Genomic DNA, 18,300 nt, shown 5'->3' on the forward strand with positions numbered 1-18,300 from the left:
GCATGACCAACGAGAGCACCCCCGGTACCGGGCACCCCGCCCTCCGCGTCGGACTGGTCGGCTACGGCCTGGCCGGTGCGGCCTTCCACGCCCCGCTCATCGCCGGCACGCCCGGCCTGCGCCTGGACGCCGTGGTCACGGCCGACCCCGAGCGGCGCGAGCAGCTGCGCCGGGAGCACCCGCAGGCCCGCGCCGTGGACACCGCCGAGCAGCTGCTGGCCGACCCGGGCACCCTCGACCTGCTGGTCGTCGCCTCCCCCAACCGCAGCCACGTGCCGCTCGCCCGGGCCGCCCTGGAGGCCGGGCTCCCCGTCGTCGTGGACAAGCCGCTCGCCGCCACCGCCGCCGAGGCAGCCGGCCTGGTCGAGCTGGCCGAGGCCCGCGGCCTGCTGCTCACCGTCTTCCAGAACCGCCGCTGGGACGCCGACTTCCGGACCGTCCGGCAGCTGGTCGCCGACGGCGCGCTCGGCACCGTGCACCGCTACGAGTCCCGCTTCGAGCGCTGGCGGCCCGAGCTCAAGGAGGGCTGGCGCGAGTCCGCCGACCCGGCCGACGCCGGCGGCATCCTCTACGACCTGGGCAGCCACCTGATCGACCAGGCGCTCACCCTCTTCGGCCCCGCCGTCCAGGTGTACGCCGAGGTGGACGCCCGCCGCACCGGCGCCGCCGTGGACGACGACGCCTTCGTGGCGCTCACCCACGCCGGCGGGGTCCGCTCCCACCTGTGGATGAGCGCCCTCGCCGGACAGCTCGGACCGCGCCTGCGCGTCCTGGGCGACCGCTCCGCGTACACCGTCGACGGCATGGACCCGCAGGAGGACGCGCTGCGCGCCGGACAGCGCCCGGGCCCCGGCTGGGGCGAGGTCCCCGAGACCGGGTACGGCCTGCTCGGCACCACGGAGGGCGCCGCCGGGCACCCGTCGCTCCCCGGCGACTACCCCGCCTTCTACGCCGGCGTGGTCCGCTCCCTGCGCGAGGGCGCGCCCGCCCCGGTCGACCCGCGCGACGCCGTCGCGGCGCTGACCGTCCTGGAGGCCGCCCGCCGCTCGGCCGCCGAGGGCCGTACCGTCACCCTGACCGAGAGGACCTCCCGATGACCCCCGACGAGGCCACCGTCCTGATCCGGCGGATCGAGGACGAGGAACGCCGCCTGCGCCTGCCGCGCTTCGACAACGACGACGCCTGGCTGCTCGGCACCCTGCTGGTCGGCCTGGCGCGCGCCGAGGAGGCGCCGGTGGTGGTCGACATCCGGCGCAACGGCCAGCAGCTCTTCCACTACGCGCTGCCGGGCAGCTCGGCCGACAACGACGCCTGGATCCTGCGCAAGGCCCGCACGGTGGACCGCTACGGCTGCTCCTCGTACCTGGTCGGCCTGCGCTTCGCGGCCAAGGGCCGGAGCTTCGAGCAGGACTCCCGGCTCGACGCCGACACCTACGCCGCCCACGGCGGCGCCTTCCCGATCCACGTGGAGGGCGTCGGGGTGGTGGGCACGGTGGCCGTCTCCGGTCTCCCCCAGGCCGAGGACCACCGCCTGGTGGTCACCGCTCTCGAACGGCACCTGGACCGGCGGCTCGAAACCGTCTGACCCGCCGCCCGGCGGGTGGTGCCGGGGCGGCGGGCCGGCAGGGCAGGCGGGCCGGGCAGGCAGCGCCGGCGGGCCGGTGATCCGCGGGGGCCGGGACCTTGGACGGGTCCGGCCCCCGTCCGGCCCGCTCAGTCGTTGACGGTGTCCGAGGTCTTGAGGTCGTTGATCTTCTCCTGGTAGGCGGCCAGCACGTCCGGGCAGTAGACCTTGATCACCTCGGCGCCGGCCTCCAGGATCCGCTTGTCCACGATGACCGGACGCATGCCGGGGCCGCCCGCGCCGTTGGCGAGCTGGACGAGCCACAGGCCCCGCCGCAACGAGGAGTTCGGGTCCTCGCAGATCGCGCCGCCGTCGGTGCCCAGGGTGTCGGCGATGTTGCTCGGGTTGCGCGAGGCGAAGCCCTTGGCCACGAGGGCATCGTTCAGCTGGTTCGCCTTCCGGTAGGCCTCGTTGGTGTTCTTCTGCTGGGTGTACGTGAACAGTCCGATGATCATCATGCCGACCAGCACCACGATCGCGCCGACGTAGATCCAGCGGTGTTCGGACCACATCCGGGTGGGGCTCATGCCACGCCTCCGTCCACCGGAACGGCGTCCGCGTCGGGCTGTCGCCAACCGGGCTTGCGGGCCTTCAGGAAGCCGAACGGGATGACCACACCGAGCAGCAGCAGTCCGCCGCCCACGATGCCGACGTACGCCCAGCCGCTGCCGCCGCCGAACTGCGAGGACGGGATGAAGCCGATCACCATGGCCAGCGCCGAGGCGACGAAGCCGACCACGCAGAGCGCGGTGAGCATCGGCGCCCGGTAGCCGCGGGCGTGGTCCGGCTGCTTGCGGCGCAGCTGGATCGCGGCCACGAACATCAGCAGATACATGATCAGGTACACCTGCGTGGTGATCACGGAGAAGATCCAGTACACGCTGGAGACGTTCGGGATCAGCGCGTACAGCAGGGCGATGGCCGTGGTGAGCAGGCCCTGGGTGACCAGGATGTTCTGCTGGATGCCGTGCTTGTTGAGCCGCTGCAGGAAGGGCGGCAGGTACCCCTCCTGGCGGGAGATCAGCAGCAGGCCCTTGGACGGGCCGGCCAGCCAGGTGAGCATCCCGCCGAGCGAGGCCGCGCACAGCGCGAACGCCACGATCGGGACCAGCCAGCCGATGTGGAAGTACTGGAAGAAGGCGTCGAAGGCCTGCATGACACCGGCGGTGAGGCTGAGCTGGTCGGCCGGGATCACCCAGCTGATGGCCAGGGCGGGCAGGATGAAGATCAGCAGCACCATGCCCATGGCCAGGAACATCGACTTCGGGAACTCCTTGGCCGGGTTGCGCAGCTTGTTGACGTGGACCGCGTTCATCTCCATCCCGGAGTAGCTCAGGAAGTTGTTCACGATCAGCACCAGGCTGGCGATGCCGGTCCATTCGGGGAGGATGTGCGAGGCGTTCATCGGCGCGGCGGAGGCGTTGCCCTGGCCGAGGAAGACGAACCCCAGCAGGACCAGCAGCGCGCCGGGGATCAGCGTTCCGATGATGAGCCCGCCGGAGGCCAGCCCCGCGACGGCGTTGGTCCCGCGGGAGGACACCCAGACGCCGGTCCAGTACAGGACCACGATCACGATCGCGGTGTAGACGCCGTTGCTGGCCAGCGCCGGATTGATCACGTAGGAGATGGTGCTGGCCACGAAGGCGAGCAGGCTGGGGTAGTAGAAGATCGTCATGGCGAACTGGCACCAGACCGCGAGGAAGGCCAGTGGCTTGGACAGCCCCTGCGCCACCCAGTTGTAGACCCCGCCGCTCCAGCCGGAGGCCAGCTCCGCCGACACCAGCGCGGTCGGCAGCAGGAACACGATCGCCGGCACCAGGTAGAGGAAGACGCAGGCGAGTCCGTACACGGCCATGGTGGGCGCGGCGCGCAGGCTCGCGACCGAACTCGTCGTCATCATCGCCAGCGTCAACCAGGAGATCTTCTGAACCCCGGCCGCGGCGCGGACCGCGCCCGCCGTCTTCGCCTTGGCCGGCCTGCCTGCGTCGTCCGCTGGTACGTCCCCAGCGCTCATCGGGCACCTCCTCGTAGCAAGCCGCGCGCGGAGACGCACGCCACGGCCTCCATGCTGGTGACCGTACGCAGCCACCGCACTGCGGCTGGACCGTTCGGGTGCGGGTCCGCTCGGGGTGGAGGGCCGTTCGGGGCACAGGGCCGTTCGGGTGCGAGGCGGTCCGGATGCGCGGCGCCGTTCGAGCGCGCGGAGGTCGGAGCGCGGCGGGAGGTGCGCGGGGCTTCAGGCCGTCAGGGCCCGGGCCGGTGGACGGGGAACCGAGCGAGCACGGGGACCGGCGGGCGGGAGGAGGCCGGCAGGCGGGAGAGGGCCGGCAGGCGGGGGAACCGGGCGCCGGGCGGCACGGGACGTCACCGGACGCCCGGCCCGGGCCCCGGGTCAGCCGGCCTGCTGGGCGGCCTCACGACGCCGGCGCTTGCCGAGGGGTGCCTGGGAGAGGTCCTCCGCCTGGGACCTGAGGCTCTTCCAGCCGTAGCCGCGCTCGGAGAGCCAGGCCCGGGCCGCGTTCTCGGCGCGTTCGGTCGCCGTCAGGATGTCCTCCTCCGCCTCCCCCGTGTCGCTGAAGCGGAAGGTGAAGGCCGGCCGGGCGGCGATGTCGTAGCTGAGATGCCCCTCGGGCGTGAAGGCGGCCTGCAGGACGTCGTGCTCGGCGGCGCGGGCGAGGAGCTCGGCCCGCTGGTCGGCGTCGAGCCCGTCGAAGACGCCGCGGACGGTGATGCGGAAGGTGCGAGTGCTCATCCGCCGACCATAGGCAGGGTCGGCCCTCCGGTTCCACTGTGTTTCCGGCGGCCGCCGCTCCCGGCCCGGCGGCAGGCCCGGCGGTGGACGCGGCGGCGGACGCGGCGGCGGGCCCGGAGGTCCCGGCCGGGGGACGGCGCCCCCGCCGGGCGGCGTCCCCCGACCGGGTCCGGGGCCCGGCCGGGGGACGTACCCGGGCCCGTCGGCCCGGTCGGTCGGCTCAGCCGAAGCTGAACCAGTTGAGGTTCACGAAGTCGGCGGGCTGGCCGCTGTCGAAGGTGAGGTAGACGTCCTGCGTACCGGTGACCCGACTGATGTCGGCCGGGACGGTCCGCCAGGTCTGCCAGCCGCCCGTCGAGGCCAGCGCGAAACCGCCGACCGGCGTGGCCGTCGGGCTGCCCAGGCGGACCTGCACGAGCCCGCTGATCCCGGCGCCCGCCCCCGAGGCGACCCGGGCCGAGAAGCGGGTGGCCCCGGTGGTGCCGAACTGCACCCCGGAGTACTTCAGCCAGTCGCCGTTGGCCAGCCAGCCGACGTCCTGGCCGCCGCCCGTGTCCGAGCAGGTCTCCACCGTGGCGCCCGACTGGGCGCTGAAGGTCTCGGCCTGGATGGTGCCGAAGGCCCCCGTCCCGCCGGTCGCGGTGGCGGTGGGCGTGGGCGACGGGGAGGGGCCGGGGCCGCCCGCCGAGCCGCCGACGGTGATGGTGAACCGGGTGGGTGCGCCCGACTGCACCTTGCCCTCGAAGTCCACCGCGGCCGGGTGCACGTCGTCGTACGGGAAGGCGTACCCGAGGCCGTCCGGGGTGGTCGAGTGCAGGATCCGGGCGTAGTGGTTGGTGCGCGCCCGGGTGTAGAAGGCGGCGGGGTTCTCGCCCGTGGGCTGGAACGCGTTGTCCAGCAGCGTGGTGCGGTTGAGGGCGGCGGCCAGCCGGGCGCTGAGGTTGCCCATCTCGTCGTTGCCGGTGGTGAAGGGCGCGTCGCTGCAGGAGAAGATCGCCAGGGTGGACGGCTTGCCGAAGCTGCCGACACCGGGGAAGGTCAACTGGTCGCCGGAGACGCGTCCGGTGACGGTGCCCCAGGTGAACTGGGTGTCGATCCGCAGGTCGGTGCTGCGGTACTTGTCCCAGACCTGGTTGACGTAGTCGTCGAAGTAGCCCTTGAAGAGCGCGCTGTTGCCGCGGATGGCCAGGTTGGGGCTGAGCACCCGCAGGTCCGAGCCACCGCCGGGGACGATCAGCTTGCTCCAGTCGGAGCCGTCCGCGGCCGACTGGGCGCGCAGCGCGGCGGCCACCCGGCTCAGGCCGTCGGAGGGCAGGCCGCGCACGGTCTGGGTGGCACCGGAGGTGTCCAGCCGGAACGAGATCGGCAGGCCGACCATGTCGACGAAGGTGATGTTGGCGTAGAGCTGGTCGTTGTTGTACGTGAACTCGCAGAAGTCGTGCCGGACGGCGATGTTCGGGTCCGAGGGGTTGCTGACCGACGGCAGGGCGAGCCCGCCGCCGCGGTTCATCAGGAAGGTCAGTTTGGCGCCGACCGAGAAGTAGATCCGGCCGCTGTCCAGGTGCGGCAGGGTGACCCCGCGGGCCGCCCCGCCGGACGCGTTGAGCGCGATCGCGCAGTCGACACCCAGCGGCGTCTGGTCGGCGGACGGGGACGGCGGGTGGTAGAGCGTCCGCCCGTCCGACTGGACGAAGGCCCAGTTGCCCCCGGCCGACGGGTCGCGGCCCAGCACGTAGGCGTAGACCGTGGCGCTGCCGGTCGTGTTGACCAGGTCCAGCGGAAGGGTCGGCGCGGTCGCGGCGCCGGCGGTGGAGTCCAGCAGCCGGGTGAGCAGGGGCACGGAGAGTGCCGCGCCCGCGGACGCGGCCAGCAGCTTTCGGCGGGTGAGCATGGTGGGGGGACCTCCTGGTCGGGCGCGCTCGGCTACGAACGCGGGAAGTACCGCTCACCCTGATGGCTGTGTCAGGCGCCGGTCAAGACATGAAGCAGAGAGCGCTCTCAGATTTAGGATGCCTTTAAGAAAGAACGAACTGACGAGGCCCTACACCGCGATCACCGGCCTCTTGTCGGCCACCGGCGACCGTTTGTCGACGACTCCTGAACCTGCCGACAGCTGATGCGACGACAGGGCACCCGAGCGCCGGGCCGGACGGGCTTGCCCCTGACGCGCGGGTCAAGGGCTAGCGTCACCGCACCCCGCCGCCCACCGCGTGCCGGGCCGCCGCCCAGAACCGTCCAGGAGGCCGACCATGACCACTCCCCTGCCCACGACCACCCGTGAGGTCCGGCTCGCCGGCGTCCCCGGGGGACTCCCCCGGCCGGAGCACTTCGCCCTCGTCCGGACTCCGCTTCCCACCCCCGGACCGGGCCGGGTACTGGTCAGGAACCGGTACTTCCTGGTCTTCCCCGGCCTGCTCACCCTGATCGGCGGCGAACGGGAAGGCCTGCCGCTGCCGACGCTGCGCCCCGGGGACGCGCTGATCGGTCCCGCCGTCGGCGAGGTGGTCGCCGCGCCGTCCGGCAGCCCGCTGCACATCGGCGACACCGTCTCCCACCTGCTCGGCTGGCGGGAGTACGCACTGGTCGACGCCGCCGGCTGCACCCCGCCGCCGCGATGCGGATCCGCCGGTCCCGGCGCCGGCGCCTCCGGGATCGTCGGCCGCAGGCTGGCCGCCCTCGACGCCGAGATCGACCGGCTGGCCGGCCTGCGCGAGAACCTCGCCCGGCGGGCGGCGGGCGAGGACTGACGGCAGAGCCGCACCTGGCGGAGGTCCTCCGCGTACGGCTCACCGACGACCGCGAACAGCCCGGGCAAGGTCCGGCCGGTGGACCTGCCGCCTCGCCGCCGCGCAGAGTTGACGCCGCCGGTGCGGACCCGGCTCCCACTGCGTCACCATCGCGTACGGCGTGCGGCTTCTGTTCGCAGAGGCCGTGTGCGGAGAGGGTCGTGTGGCTATTGATCAGCTGGGCACCGACAACACGTTCGCGGCTGTCTCGACGGGGGGTGTTGCACTCGGGAAACCCGTGAGCGATGGACGTCACATGAGTCGGCTGACGGGCGGTCAGGCTTCGGAGAGGAGCCTCGGCAGCTTGCGCATGTCGTCGAACACCACGGTGTTCGGGCCTTCGAGCCACTGAGCGGGGGTCAGGCCGCCGGCATAGCCGAGCGACCGCATGCCGGCCGCGCGGGCGGCCTGGACCCCGTACTTGCTGTCTTCGACGACGATGCAGGCTGCGGGTGCGACACCCATCCGCCGAGCCGCGTGGAGGAAGAGATCAGGGGCGGGCTTGCCGTGAGCGACCTCGACGGCACTGAAGATGCGGCCCTCGAAGTACTGGTGGATCCCGGTGTGGCCCAGGGTGTGGCGCATCTTGTCGTGACTGCCGCTGGACGCCACGCAGGTGGGGAGCACGATGGCGTCGAGCGCTTCGCGAATGCCGTCAACCGGGGTGAGTTCGGCATCGACGGCCTCGCGATGGAGTTGCTCGAACCTCTCCTGCCAGGCCGCAGCCCGACTCGCCCCCAGGCGGGTGGCGATCTGCTCGCCGATGGAGGAGCTCGACCGACCGATGAACTTCTCCATGACTTCAGCTTCCGTCAGCGGCCACCCCAGCTCGGCACGCTCCCGGATGCCGAATCCGCGCGGGCGCAGGGGCGGGGGCGGGGGCGGGCGCGGGCGCGGGGGCGGGGGCGGGGCCGGGGGCGGGGGCGGCCGAGGGTAGGCCGACCACCCCCGCCGGTGTGCCGCCCGAGCCCGTCGCGCGTCGGTCCCGGGCCGGCACGGGGCGGCCTGACCGCCGGTCAGGCGTCCCGGCCCCGCAGCAGGGCGGTGCCGAGCAGCAGCGCCCCGGCGGACCAGCCGGCGAGCACGGCGAGGCCGGTCCACGGGGCCACCGGCAACCGGTCGAGGCCCGTGGTGGCCTGGACCGCGAGGCCGGCGGTCATCGGCGCGAGCTGCTGGAGGTGACGCTGCCAGTCGGGGTCGGCGACCACCCGGATGAGGAGCGGGAACAGGTGGAGGAGGCCGAGGACGACCCCCGCGGCGGCGGCCGGTTCCCGGACGGCCGTCGCCACGCCCAGCGTGAGCAGGGCGACCAGGGCCAGGTAGAGCACCGATCCGACGGCCGCGCGCAGCGTCGGCCCGTCGGCGAGGGACAGCGGCGGGTAGCCGTGCGCCGGGGTGAAGCCGCTCCCGGGGAGGATCAGCCGTCCGGCGAGCAGGGAGCCGAGGACGGCGGCGGTCGCCGCGAGCAGCACAGCCCCGGCGAGCGCGGCCGCCTTGGCGGCGTAGGCGGTGCCCCGGTCGGGCAGCGCCGCCAGGGTGGTGCGGATCATGCCGGTGCCGTACTCGCCGCCGACCGCCGCCGCCGCGAGCAGCACCACCACCGCCTGCCCGAGGGTGACGCCGGTCAGGGCGAGCCGGGTGGCGTCCTCCCCGCAGCCGGCATCCGGGCAGGACACGCCAGCGGCGGCCGCCGCACTCAGCCCGACGCTCGCCACGACCAGTACGAGGAGGGCCGGCCAGGTGCCACCGGCGGTGCGCAGCTTCGTCCACTCGGCGTGCAGGGCCCGGCCGAGGGCCGGTCGTGGAGCCCGGGTGGCGGACGGCGGCACCACCGCGCGGGTGGAGGGCCGCGGCTCCGCCGCGCGGGAGAGGGGCCCGTTCACACGTCCCTCCTGCGCAGCAGGACGAGGGCGAGGGCGCCCGCCGCCAGGGTGTACCCGGCGAGGACGGCGAGCCCGGCCCACGGCGGGAGCGGGAAGTAGCCGAACTCGGGTGTGTAGGCGCCGTCCACCTGCGGGTACCGGGGCACGGTCTGCTGGATCGCGAAGCCGGCCGCCGGGGTGAGGCGCAGCAGCCACTGCGCGGGCCCGGCGGGCAGCACGCCGGAGGTCGCGAACAGGTACGGCAGCACGACGGCCGCGACGACGGCGGTGACCGCCGTCGCGCCACGGCGCAGCACCACGCCGGCGGCGAGGGCGAGCAGGGTGACGAGGGCGAAGAGCAGTGCGGTGCCGGCCACCGCGCGCAGTTCGGTGGCCGCGGGGACCGGGAGGGCCCGGAAGTGCGCGGCCTCCGAGCGCAGGCGGCCGAGCGGGACGGCGAGCGCCGCGCCCGCCAGGCCCGCCGCCGCGGCGGTGGCGCCGAGGACGGCCGCCTTCGCGGCGAGCACCCGGCCGCGGCCCGGGTGGGCCGCCAGCGTGGTCCGGATCAGCCCGCGCCGGTACTCGACGGTGACTGACCCGGCGCCGAGGGCGACCAGGACGAGCAGGCCCGCGAATGATCCGACCAGGAAGTTCTCCACGGTGTGGGCCGGGCCCATGGGCGGCCCGCCGACCACGGGGGCGATGTCCCCGGCCCCGGTGACGGTGATCCGGCCCGCGGATTCGGTGAACCCGCCGCGCAGGGTGTCGCTGTAGCTGCCGGACGTGCCGGCGTCGCCGCCGGCCTGTTCGCCCTGCCAGCCGGTGTCCTGCCAGCGGCCCACCAACTCGGCGGGGCCGAACTCGGCGGTGGCGACGGCGGGGGCGTAGCCCGTCCCGGCGCCGGTGTCGGTGGCGGCCTGCGGGGAGGCCACGAAGAGCCCCGCCCGGAGGGTCCGCGGCAGGCCGGGCAGGTGGGCGGCGCCGAGCGTGGTCCAGTGCACGCCGTCGCCGGAGGCGTACCCGGTGATGTCGTCGCCGGCGCGGACCAGGCGCAGCCGGTGGGTGTCGCCGGTGAGGGCCGGGCCCGGGGTGTCGTGGGTGTAGTCGTCCTGCATCCGGATGCCGTGGCCGCCGGTGAGCATCACGGCCGCGTATCCGGACCCGCGTTCGGGGCCGGCCTTGACGATGACGCCGGCCTTGGCCCACGGCTGGACGCCCGGGACGGCCTGGGCTCCGGGCCCGGGTTCGGTCCGGCCGGTCAGCGGGCCGACCGGGACGGTGATCGCGCCGTCGCCGTCCAGGGTGCGGTGCACGAAGTAGAAGGCGTCGTTGACGGCCTGGCCGCCGGGGCCGCGCGGGAACCCCGCGTCGGCGGCGCCATCGGGGGCCGCCGTGCCGAGCAGCCCGACCAGGACGGTGGCCAGCGCGGCCACGGCCGGACCGATCACCCAGCCGCGCACCGTACGGAACTTGGTCCACTCGGCGCGCACCTGCCGCCGGAATCGGGCCGTCCGCCGGCGCCGGGGGCGGGCCCGGTCCCCTCTCGCCACTTGATCCGTCACCGGTGGGCCTCCGCGTCCTCGGCCCGGTACTCGGTCGCGTCCCGGGTGAGCTCCAGGAAGGCGTCCTCCAGGGTGACGCGGCGGGCCGTCACCTCGGAGAAGGGCACCGCTCGGGCGCCCAGCAGGGCGGTGATCCGCTCCCCGGTCAGGCCGGTCACGGTGAGCGTGCCGGGCCCGGCCGGCGCGGTGCTGCCGCCCGCCCGCTCCAGCGCCGCGGCCGCCCGCGCCGGCGCGGTGGTCCGGACGGTGGTCCGGCCGCCGGCCGCGGCCGCCAGCAGGTCGGGCACGCCGGTGTCGGCAACCACCCGGCCCCGGCCGACCACCACCAAGTGGTCGGCGGTGCCTTCCAGTTCGGCCATCAGGTGGCTGGAGACGAGCACGGCGCGGCCCTCACGGGCGAATGATCCGAGCAACCCGCGCATCCAGACGATGCCTTCCGGGTCGAGGCCGTTGAACGGCTCGTCCAGCATCAGCACCGGCGGGTCACCGAGCAGCGCCGCGGCGATCCCCAGGCGCTGGCGCATGCCCAGCGAGTAGCCGCCGGCGCGGCGCCGGGCGGCGGTGGCGAGGCCGGCGAGGGCGAGCACCTCGTCCACCCGGCGGGCGCCCAGGCCCTGCGAATGCGCCAGCCACAGCAGGTGGTTGCGGCCCGTCCTGCCGGGCTGCAGGGCACCCGCGTCCAGCAGTGCGCCGATGTGGCGCAGCGGATCCCGCAGGCTCCGGTAGGGGCGCCCGCCGACCAGGGACCGGCCGGCGTCGGGGGCGTCCAGGCCCAGCACCACCCGCATGGTGGTGGACTTGCCGGCCCCGTTCGGGCCCACGAACCCGGTCACCCGCCCCGGCCGCACGGTGAAGGTCATCCCGTCCAGGGCCTGGACGGCCCCGAAGCGTTTGCGCAGGCCGTCGACCTCGATGGTCGCCCTGGCGTCGTCGTCAGTCATGTCCAGGAGCATGGGCCGGGCGGCGTGACAACGGCGGAACGGCCGCTGTCACGCCGCTGTTAGGCCCGGCCGCATACCCTGCCTGCATGTTCTCTCGACGCGGCACCGTGCGGTGGCGCTTCACCGCCCTGTACGTCGGCCTGTTCCTGCTCTCCGGCACCGCCCTGCTGGCGCTCGCGGGCCTGCTCACCGCCCGGTCGACCCGGGTCAGCGAGGTGGTACCGGGCACCGCCCCGGACCTCTCCGCTGCCTCCGAGCCCGCCCTGGCCAGGATCGAGCAGCTCCAGCAGGAGGTGTCCCGGCTGCAGGAGAGCCGGGCGGACCAGTTGCTGCTCGGGTCGGCCGTCGCCCTCGCGGTGATGGCCGTCCTCTCGGTCGCCCTCGGCTGGTACGTCGCGGGCCGGGTGCTGCGGCCGCTGCGCACGATGACCGCCGCCACCCGCCGCATCACGGCGGACAACCTGCACGAGCGGCTCGCCGCCGGCGGCCCGGCCGACGAGGTGAAGGACCTCTCGGACACCATCGACGGGCTGCTCGAACGCCTGGAGGGTTCGTTCGCCGCCCAGCGCCGCTTCGTGGCCGACGCCTCCCACGAGCTCCGGACCCCGCTGGCCACCATCCGCGCCGCGCTGGACGTGGCCGTCGCCAAACCGGCGCCGGTGGCCGCCGGAACGCTCACCCTCGCCCGCCGGGTACGCACCGAACTCGACCGGGTGGACGAGCTGTTGGAGAGCTTCCTGGTACTCGCCCGGGCCGAGCACCGGGCCCTGCCGGACACCGTACGCCTCTCGCTGCGGGCCGTCGCAGCGGAGGTCCTGGCCGCCCGGGCCGCGGATCTCGGCGCGGGACACCTCACCCTGCTCGACGCCGGGCCCGCCGGCGGGGGCGACACCTCCGGGCCCGGGCCCGTCGGTCGGGAGGGGACCGTCCTGGGCAGTCCCGCCCTGCTGACCCGGATGGTCGAGAACCTGGTCGACAACGCGATCCGCCACAACGAAGACAGCGGTTGGCTGCGCGTCGCCACCGCCGAGGACGGCGCGAGCGTCCGGCTGACCGTCGAGAGCGGCGGGGCCGTGCTCGACCCTGAGCAGGTCGCCGGACTGACGCGGCCGTTCCGCCGGCTCGGCGCGGCACGGACCGGTACGGACGGCGGCTCGGGTCTGGGCCTCTCGATCGTCGCGGCCGTCGCCGCCGCCCACGGCGGCAGCCTCGACCTGCACGCCCGCGCGGAGGGCGGACTCCGGGCGACCGTCCGGCTGCCCACGGCCGGCCCGGCCCGGAGCGGTACGGACGGGCACGATACGGACAGGCACGACGCGGACGGGGGCAGCGCGGACGGGCACGGTGAGGCCCCGGCCGTCGCGCCGCTCGAAGGCCGCACGGGCGGCGGTGCGTCGTGAGGGTGCTGGTGGTCGAGGACGCCCGGGCGCTCGCCGAGGTCGTCGCCGAGGGGCTCCGTGACCAAGGCATGGCTGTGGACATCGCGCACGACGGCCTGGAGGCCGCCGCCAAACTCGACCTCGCCCCGTACGACGTCGTCCTGCTCGACCGGGACCTGCCAGGCATCCACGGCGACACCCTCTGCCGCATGATCACCGACCGGGAGGACACCGCGATGGTGCTGATGCTGACGGCCGCGGACGGCCCGGGCGACCGGGTCAGCGGGCTCGGCCTGGGCGCGGACGACTACCTCGCCAAGCCCTTCCACTTCCCGGAACTCGTGCTGCGGATCCGCGCCCTGGCCCGCCGGCGGCCCACCGCGCAGCCCCGCATCCTGCGGGCCGCCGGGCTGGTGCTGGACCCGCTGCGACGCACCGCGAGCCGCGACGGCCGGCAGCTCGACCTCTCGGTGAAGGAGTTCGGCGTCCTCGAAGCCCTGCTGCGGGCCTCCCCGGGGCACCTCTCCGCCGAGGCCCTGCTCGACCGGGTCTGGGACGAGCACGCCGACCCGTTCACCAACACGGTGGCCGTCACCGTCGGCCGCCTCCGCCGCAAGTTGGGCGATCCCCCGGTGATCACCACCACCCCCGGCGTCGGATACCGCGTCAGCGACCCGCCGGACGACCCGGCGACACCGTAGGAAGGCCGCCGCCGCGCCGGGGGCAACGTGCAGATCAGATCCGATGAACGGGCGCCGGGGGCACTCGTAGGCCGGAGCCGTGGGGCGCAGCCAGCACCGGTCAGATCGGCCGGTCGGGGTGGGAGAAGGTCAGGCCCTCGGCGGCGAGAGGGCGCCGGACCGGGACCGGCTCGGTCACGGTCTCGCCGGGCGGCTGGCGGAAGTCGGCGCCCTGCTCGACCGTCGGGGGCCCGCTCCCGCCGGACCGGGCGAGCACGGGAAGGTCGGCGGCGGGCTCGGAGAAGGCAGGCAGCCCGAGGCTGCGACGATCGGGGGTCATGATCCCCAGTCTGGCAGGTCGCCGGCCGGGCCGAGGCCCCGGCCCGGGCCGTCCGCACGGGACACCCGAGCCGGGACGCCGGAGAGGGACGCCGGTGGCCGGACGAGCAGGCCCGGGTCAGAGCCGCGCTCTGCGCGTCAGTGCGACGACGGGTATGCGCCACCCGGCCCGCTCCTGAAATCCGGCGAAGTAGGGCGTGTGCTCCAACTGCCGGGCCCAGAGCCGCTCCCGCTCCACGCCCTCGACCTCGGTCGCCGTCACCTCGTACGTCTCGGTGCCCACCTCGATGCCGGCGACGGGGTCGGCGAGCAGGTTGTGGTACCAGCCGGGGTGGCTCCCCCTGCCCCCGTTGGCGGCGAAGACCACCAGGCGCTCCCCCTCCCGCAGATAGGTCACGGGCATCGTGCGCGGCTGCCCGCTGCGGGCGCCGACGGTGGTCAGCAGGAGCAGGGGCACCCCCTCGAAGTCACCGCCGACCACTCCGCCGGCGGACCGGAACTCGTCGATCACCAGCTGATTACGCTGCAACCGTTCCGACATGGATGTCAGTCCCTTCTGAGTACCGCGGGTCGCGTCACCGTCGACGCGGGTCCGCTGCGAGTAGGTGCGGACGGGTGGGCCCGGTAGCGGGCGAAGTTGATCAGCCGGCGCCGCTCGTTCATGATCGCGCCGAGTCCCGCTCCGGTCCGCTCGTCGCCGGCCTCGGCTCCGGTGCTCATGATCCGCCGCCCCCCTCGCTCGCTCCTGGCCTCCACCTGTGACGACAGGACAGCCCACCGGAATGTGAGGCCGATGCGCCCGAAGGCGCGGGACCGCAGGCAGGTCACCGCACGGCCGACCGCGCCGGCCCGCCGTCCGCGGTCGTCAGGTCCGTGGCTCCGCCGACCCACGGACGGCCCTCCTCGCGCGCCGGAGACCCCGCAGATGACGGGACGCCGGGCGGCACGTCATCTGCAGGCCCTTGCGCAATCGGTGGTCCCAGGGTCGGTAGATGCCCAGCGGCGCTCCGGAGAGGGTGTCGAGCGGGTAGAGCGGCTTGGGTGACTCCTCGCGGCGCCGGGCCCGCGAGCCGGACTCCTCGGCGGGCCGCCGGGCGGACCGGCCGGCCGGGCGTGGGGGCGGTGCGCCGTCGGCGCACCCCTGAGGCCCGGTCCCGCCGTTCACCGGCTGTCACCCCCGGCCGTTCACCGCCGGACGACGGGCACGCCCGGCGCCGGCCGAGCCGCACGGGCCGGCCGGCGGCACCACCTGCGAAACCCCCGTCTGTCGGCGGGCGGGCACCACCACCGAGAGATGGCGTGTTACCGCCGGTGGTACAGCCGGCCGACGCGCGCTCACCACAGCGCCCCCGCACTCCGGGCAGCCAGCAGAATGCGAAACCCCGTTCGGAAACGAGGCTTCGAGATGCTGGACCTCAGCGCGACGCGGGGAAAGACCAGGACGGGCCGAGCGGCACCGGCCGACCGCTGACGATGCGAAGCCGGACTGGACCTACGAGCTGTCGTCGGCAGCTGGTGGTCCCTTGGCCGCAGCGGGCCCCTACGGGGCGGTCTCGTAGATGACCTCGGTGTCCTCGCGCAGGATCCGGCGATGCGCACCAGTGCGTCGCGCTCCGCGGTGTCCGTCGCAAGGCCTCATCAGAGCTTGGAGGACACCCAATTCCGATCACAGGTCTACGGATCTGGATCACCGGGATTACGGGCCAACGCTCGGCCGGACAAGCAGGGCGGGCGCCTGGCGCGCGAGCGGCGCCCGGCTGGAGGGCCGAGCGCCGTTCCATGGGAGCGTGCCGTGAGGTGGCCGCATCGCACGCTAATGGTCGGCGCCAGAGGTTGATCAGCTGGTATCCGTGGCCTGCTGGACCGCTGCGGAGTAGGTGGCCGGGACGAGCGCGACGTAGGCGCCCTGGAGGCCCTTGAGAGCCGCCTTCAAATCCCCGGTCGGGTCGGGCGTCACTTCGGCACTCACCTTGTCCTTCTTGCCCGGCGCCGGTTTAGCCTTCTCGGGCTAGGACAGCTAGGACATACCTGGAAATCCGGATCAACCAGTTGGAGGCCGACTGGGCCCGGGACCGGGCCAGGGCCGACGAGGTGACGCTGCGCATCGACGACCGCGAGAGTCTGCGGGGCGAGCGGGACCGGTTGGCGGCGGAGGTGCGGCGCGGTACTGCTCGTCGACGACCAGCCGGCCAACCTCCTGGCGTTGGAGAACCGTCCTCGCCGCAGCCGACTGCCAGCTCCTGTCGGTCACCTCCGGCGACGAGGCGCTGAAGGCCCTGCTGCAACACGATGACATCGCCGTCATCACCCTCGACGTGCAGATGCCCGACATGGACGGCTACCAGACCGCGGCGCACATCAAGCGCCGCGCCCACACCCGCAACATCCCGATCATCTTCCTCACCGCCATCGGCACCAGCACCGAGCACTCCTTCCGCGGCTACGCACGCGGGGCTGTCGACTTCCTCGTCAAACCGTGCGACCCCTGGATCCTTCGGGCAAGGTCACCGCCTACACCGAGATGCACGTCGCGAAGCGGGTCCACCGCCAGGCCCCACCCCCGGACGGCGAGTCGATCTGGTTCGTTCAGCCCTGACCAGGCAGGGCCGGCTGCACCACCGCCTGGCGGGCCTCCCGACCGCAGGCCCGGCCCGTGCAGGGCCCTGCAGTTCAGGCGGCGCAACAGACGTGGGAGTCGGCGTCGTAGTCGGAGCCGCGGTCGGTGTTGACCCCGTCCCAGATGTTGATGCCGAGCGTCCAGGCGCGGTCTGCTGCGGTATCGCACGGGCTTGGTCCGCGATCCTCAGGCCACATGATCGGGTGTCCGTGGCCTGCGGGGCGAAGGGCCGGATGCTGGCCGGTGGGCACCGCGTAGTCGCCGGAGGGACCTGGAGCTGGTCGGCGGGCGGGGCCAGGAACACCGCGCCGCTCGGTGGCGGGCCGTTTCGGTCGGCGGGCGGCACCGGTTCCTGGCGGCTGGTCTCGGAGAAGGCGGGCGGCCCGGAGGGGCGGGCTGGTGGTGGTCATGCCCGCAGTCTGACCCACCCACGCATGATCACTCACCGCGGCGGCCCTGTGGCGCCCGGCCTGCGACGACAGCGAGCGCGGCGCTGCAACGCTGGAGACGGGCCGGCTGGCGGCCCGGGAGCTCGGCGGCGCCCGCCGGGAGATGTGCGTCTCGTTGCGGCGGGCGCCGCGGGAAGAATATCGCGGCGGCACGGCCCGCACCTGGGCTCACACTGTGGTGCCGGCCGGGTGGTGTTCGCCGGCCCTGCGCACCTGAAACGGAACGAGTTGTGCCGTTCCTGGCGGCTTCCGGGGATTCCGCTCGTAGATTTGGTGTCAGGAAACCGGGTTGACGATGCAACAGGAGTGCTTGTGGCAAGCGGAGCAACGTTCGGTACAGACAGCGGTGTGGGATCGACGATCGCCCTGCTGGAGGACAAGCTGCCCGGCGTGCGGGAGCGGCGCCGGCAACTGGAGGACGAACTCGCCGCCGTCATAGCCCAGGAGGACGCGATGGTCGGTGTGCTGCAGGGCCTCCAAACGCTGTCCGGCACAGTCCTGGACGGCGGACCGACGAACAGGCAGGGCGCAGCAGCGACGCCGGGCACGCGGGAGGTGGTGGCGGAGGTGACAGGCGCGGGGCCCGCGTCGGATTCCGCACCGGAGGTGGCCGAACCGTCTGTGGGTGCGGCCGGCGGGCCGGTCGACGAGGAGCCGGCATCCAGGCCCGAGCCGGAGCCTGCCGCGGCGAAGACGGTACGCAAGCGCGCGGCGAAGAAGACGGCGAGGAGCACGCCAGGGAGCGCGGGGGCGGCGATGCAGGCCCCCGCCACGAAGACCACTGCCAGGAAGGCCACGGCGAAGAAGAGCGCTGCGGCCGGCGAGGCGACGGATGCGGCGGCCGCTGTGCCAAGCGCTGCCGAGCCGGCCACGGCCGAGAACAAGGGCACCGCACGGGCTGCCGGGAAGGCCACCGCGAAGAAGGCCACGGCCGAGAAGCCTGCACCGGCCACGAAGACGGCGACGGCCGAGAAGACGGCCGCGAAGAAGACGGCGGTGGCGGCCGACCAGCCCGCACCGGCCGAGGAGGGCCCCGTAGCCTCCGTGCCTGCGGCGCCTTCGGGCCGCCGTCGCAAACTGACCGACGCCACGAGCGTGCTTGCCGTCCTTGCGGGGGCCTCCGGCCCGTTGCGCGCCCGCGAGGTGAGCGGGCTGCTCGGCCTGGACGACGAGGACGCCAGCGTGAACGCGGTGCGCACCATGCTGGAGCGCCTCGCCAAGATCGGCAAGGCGCAGCGCAGCGGCCGGGGCCTGTACGTGGCGGCGGCGGACTGAGAGACCGCTCCGGGGTCGCCCCGCTGACAGCGGG

Annotated in this window: 18 protein-coding genes and 2 pseudogenes; 7 read left to right on the forward strand and 13 right to left on the reverse strand. The window is 74.1% G+C overall.

The genetic code is table 11. The features are described 5' to 3' along the window. Positions 1-2 precede the first annotated feature (2 nt). Positions 3-1,097, forward strand: coding sequence for a Gfo/Idh/MocA family oxidoreductase (locus J2S46_RS01270; protein ID WP_191291862.1), 1,095 nt, complete (start codon positions 3-5; stop codon positions 1,095-1,097). Beyond that, positions 1,094-1,585, forward strand: coding sequence for a heme-degrading domain-containing protein (locus J2S46_RS01275; protein ID WP_073922539.1), 492 nt, complete (start codon positions 1,094-1,096; stop codon positions 1,583-1,585). The genes J2S46_RS01270 and J2S46_RS01275 overlap by 4 nt, the downstream gene beginning before the upstream one ends. 128 nt (positions 1,586-1,713) lie before the next feature. Here J2S46_RS01275 and J2S46_RS01280 read toward each other — a convergent pair whose 3' ends face one another. The 4 genes from J2S46_RS01280 to J2S46_RS01295 all read right to left on the reverse strand — a co-directional run bounded on the left by J2S46_RS01280 (position 1,714) and on the right by J2S46_RS01295 (position 6,267). Beyond that, positions 1,714-2,151, reverse strand: coding sequence for a hypothetical protein (locus J2S46_RS01280; RefSeq protein WP_191291861.1), 438 nt, complete (start codon positions 2,149-2,151; stop codon positions 1,714-1,716). After that, positions 2,148-3,638, reverse strand: coding sequence for a glutamate/gamma-aminobutyrate antiporter GadC (gene gadC / locus J2S46_RS01285; protein WP_191291860.1), 1,491 nt, complete (start codon positions 3,636-3,638; stop codon positions 2,148-2,150). The genes J2S46_RS01280 and gadC overlap by 4 nt, the downstream gene beginning before the upstream one ends. A 378-nt stretch (positions 3,639-4,016) precedes the next feature. Next, on the reverse strand, positions 4,017-4,376 hold the full coding sequence (locus J2S46_RS01290; protein ID WP_191291859.1) for a DUF6204 family protein: 360 nt from the start codon (positions 4,374-4,376) through the stop codon (positions 4,017-4,019). Positions 4,377-4,596: 220 nt separating this feature from the next. After that, positions 4,597-6,267: a glycoside hydrolase family 64 protein gene (locus tag J2S46_RS01295; RefSeq protein WP_191291858.1), complete on the reverse strand. Its 1,671-nt coding sequence runs from the start codon at positions 6,265-6,267 to the stop codon at positions 4,597-4,599. A gap of 358 nt (positions 6,268-6,625) precedes the next feature. On the opposite strand from J2S46_RS01295, the gene J2S46_RS01300 reads away from it, so the two are divergent. Continuing rightward, a complete protein-coding gene (locus J2S46_RS01300; RefSeq protein WP_191291857.1) occupies positions 6,626-7,123 on the forward strand; it encodes an MDR/zinc-dependent alcohol dehydrogenase-like family protein in 498 nt (165 codons plus the stop codon). A gap of 315 nt (positions 7,124-7,438) precedes the next feature. On the opposite strand, the pseudogene J2S46_RS01305 reads toward J2S46_RS01300, so the two are convergent. The 4 genes and pseudogenes from J2S46_RS01305 to J2S46_RS01320 all read right to left on the reverse strand — a co-directional run. Continuing rightward, a pseudogene (locus J2S46_RS01305) lies at positions 7,439-7,996 on the reverse strand (HAD family hydrolase); the annotation flags it as partial. Between the two features lie 182 nt (positions 7,997-8,178). Next, a complete protein-coding gene (locus J2S46_RS01310; RefSeq protein ID WP_229912993.1) occupies positions 8,179-9,045 on the reverse strand; it encodes an ABC transporter permease in 867 nt (288 codons plus the stop codon). Further along, positions 9,042-10,514: a DUF1349 domain-containing protein gene (locus tag J2S46_RS01315; RefSeq protein WP_307348280.1), complete on the reverse strand. Its 1,473-nt coding sequence runs from the start codon at positions 10,512-10,514 to the stop codon at positions 9,042-9,044. Before J2S46_RS01315 ends, J2S46_RS01310 begins: the two co-directional genes overlap by 4 nt. Before the next feature lie 68 nt (positions 10,515-10,582). Beyond that, the gene (locus J2S46_RS01320) at positions 10,583-11,527 is read right to left on the reverse strand and encodes an ATP-binding cassette domain-containing protein (RefSeq protein WP_191291855.1); all 945 of its coding nucleotides are present in this window, start codon (positions 11,525-11,527) and stop codon (positions 10,583-10,585) included. 86 nt (positions 11,528-11,613) lie between these two features. Between J2S46_RS01320 and J2S46_RS01325 the strand changes: the two genes are divergently transcribed. After that, positions 11,614-12,927 (forward strand): sensor histidine kinase, encoded by a 1,314-nt coding sequence (locus tag J2S46_RS01325; protein ID WP_191291854.1) that lies wholly within the window; start codon positions 11,614-11,616, stop codon positions 12,925-12,927. Beyond that, complete coding sequence (locus J2S46_RS01330; RefSeq protein WP_191291853.1) at positions 12,924-13,607, forward strand: response regulator transcription factor; 684 nt, start codon at positions 12,924-12,926, stop codon at positions 13,605-13,607. The genes J2S46_RS01325 and J2S46_RS01330 overlap by 4 nt, the downstream gene beginning before the upstream one ends. A gap of 100 nt (positions 13,608-13,707) precedes the next feature. Here the strand turns inward: J2S46_RS01330 and J2S46_RS01335 are convergent, their stop codons facing one another. From J2S46_RS01335 to J2S46_RS01355, 4 genes are all read right to left on the reverse strand, one after another. Further along, on the reverse strand, positions 13,708-13,926 hold the full coding sequence (locus J2S46_RS01335; protein WP_191291852.1) for a hypothetical protein: 219 nt from the start codon (positions 13,924-13,926) through the stop codon (positions 13,708-13,710). Positions 13,927-14,043: 117 nt separating this feature from the next. Next, positions 14,044-14,454 (reverse strand): nitroreductase family deazaflavin-dependent oxidoreductase, encoded by a 411-nt coding sequence (locus J2S46_RS01340; RefSeq protein WP_229912991.1) that lies wholly within the window; start codon positions 14,452-14,454, stop codon positions 14,044-14,046. A 17-nt stretch (positions 14,455-14,471) separates the two neighbouring features. Next, the gene (locus tag J2S46_RS01345) at positions 14,472-14,645 is read right to left on the reverse strand and encodes a hypothetical protein (protein ID WP_191291850.1); all 174 of its coding nucleotides are present in this window, start codon (positions 14,643-14,645) and stop codon (positions 14,472-14,474) included. Between the two features lie 1,117 nt (positions 14,646-15,762). Further along, entirely contained in the window at positions 15,763-15,894 is a 132-nt protein-coding gene (locus J2S46_RS01355; protein WP_268255711.1) for a hypothetical protein, read from the reverse strand. A 271-nt stretch (positions 15,895-16,165) separates the two neighbouring features. Here J2S46_RS01355 and J2S46_RS01360 point away from each other — a divergent pair. Continuing rightward, a pseudogene (locus J2S46_RS01360) lies at positions 16,166-16,363 on the forward strand (response regulator); the annotation flags it as partial. A gap of 232 nt (positions 16,364-16,595) precedes the next feature. Here J2S46_RS01360 and J2S46_RS01365 read toward each other — a convergent pair. Next, positions 16,596-16,739: a hypothetical protein gene (locus tag J2S46_RS01365; RefSeq protein WP_191291849.1), complete on the reverse strand. Its 144-nt coding sequence runs from the start codon at positions 16,737-16,739 to the stop codon at positions 16,596-16,598. A 600-nt stretch (positions 16,740-17,339) separates the two neighbouring features. On the opposite strand from J2S46_RS01365, the gene J2S46_RS01370 reads away from it, so the two are divergent. Then, positions 17,340-18,266, forward strand: a complete 927-nt coding sequence (locus J2S46_RS01370; RefSeq protein WP_191291848.1) for a hypothetical protein — start codon at positions 17,340-17,342, stop codon at positions 18,264-18,266. Positions 18,267-18,300: the final 34 nt, after the last annotated feature.

Source organism: Kitasatospora herbaricolor, from assembly GCF_030813695.1.
Taxonomy (GTDB): Bacteria; Actinomycetota; Actinomycetes; order Streptomycetales; family Streptomycetaceae; genus Kitasatospora; species Kitasatospora herbaricolor.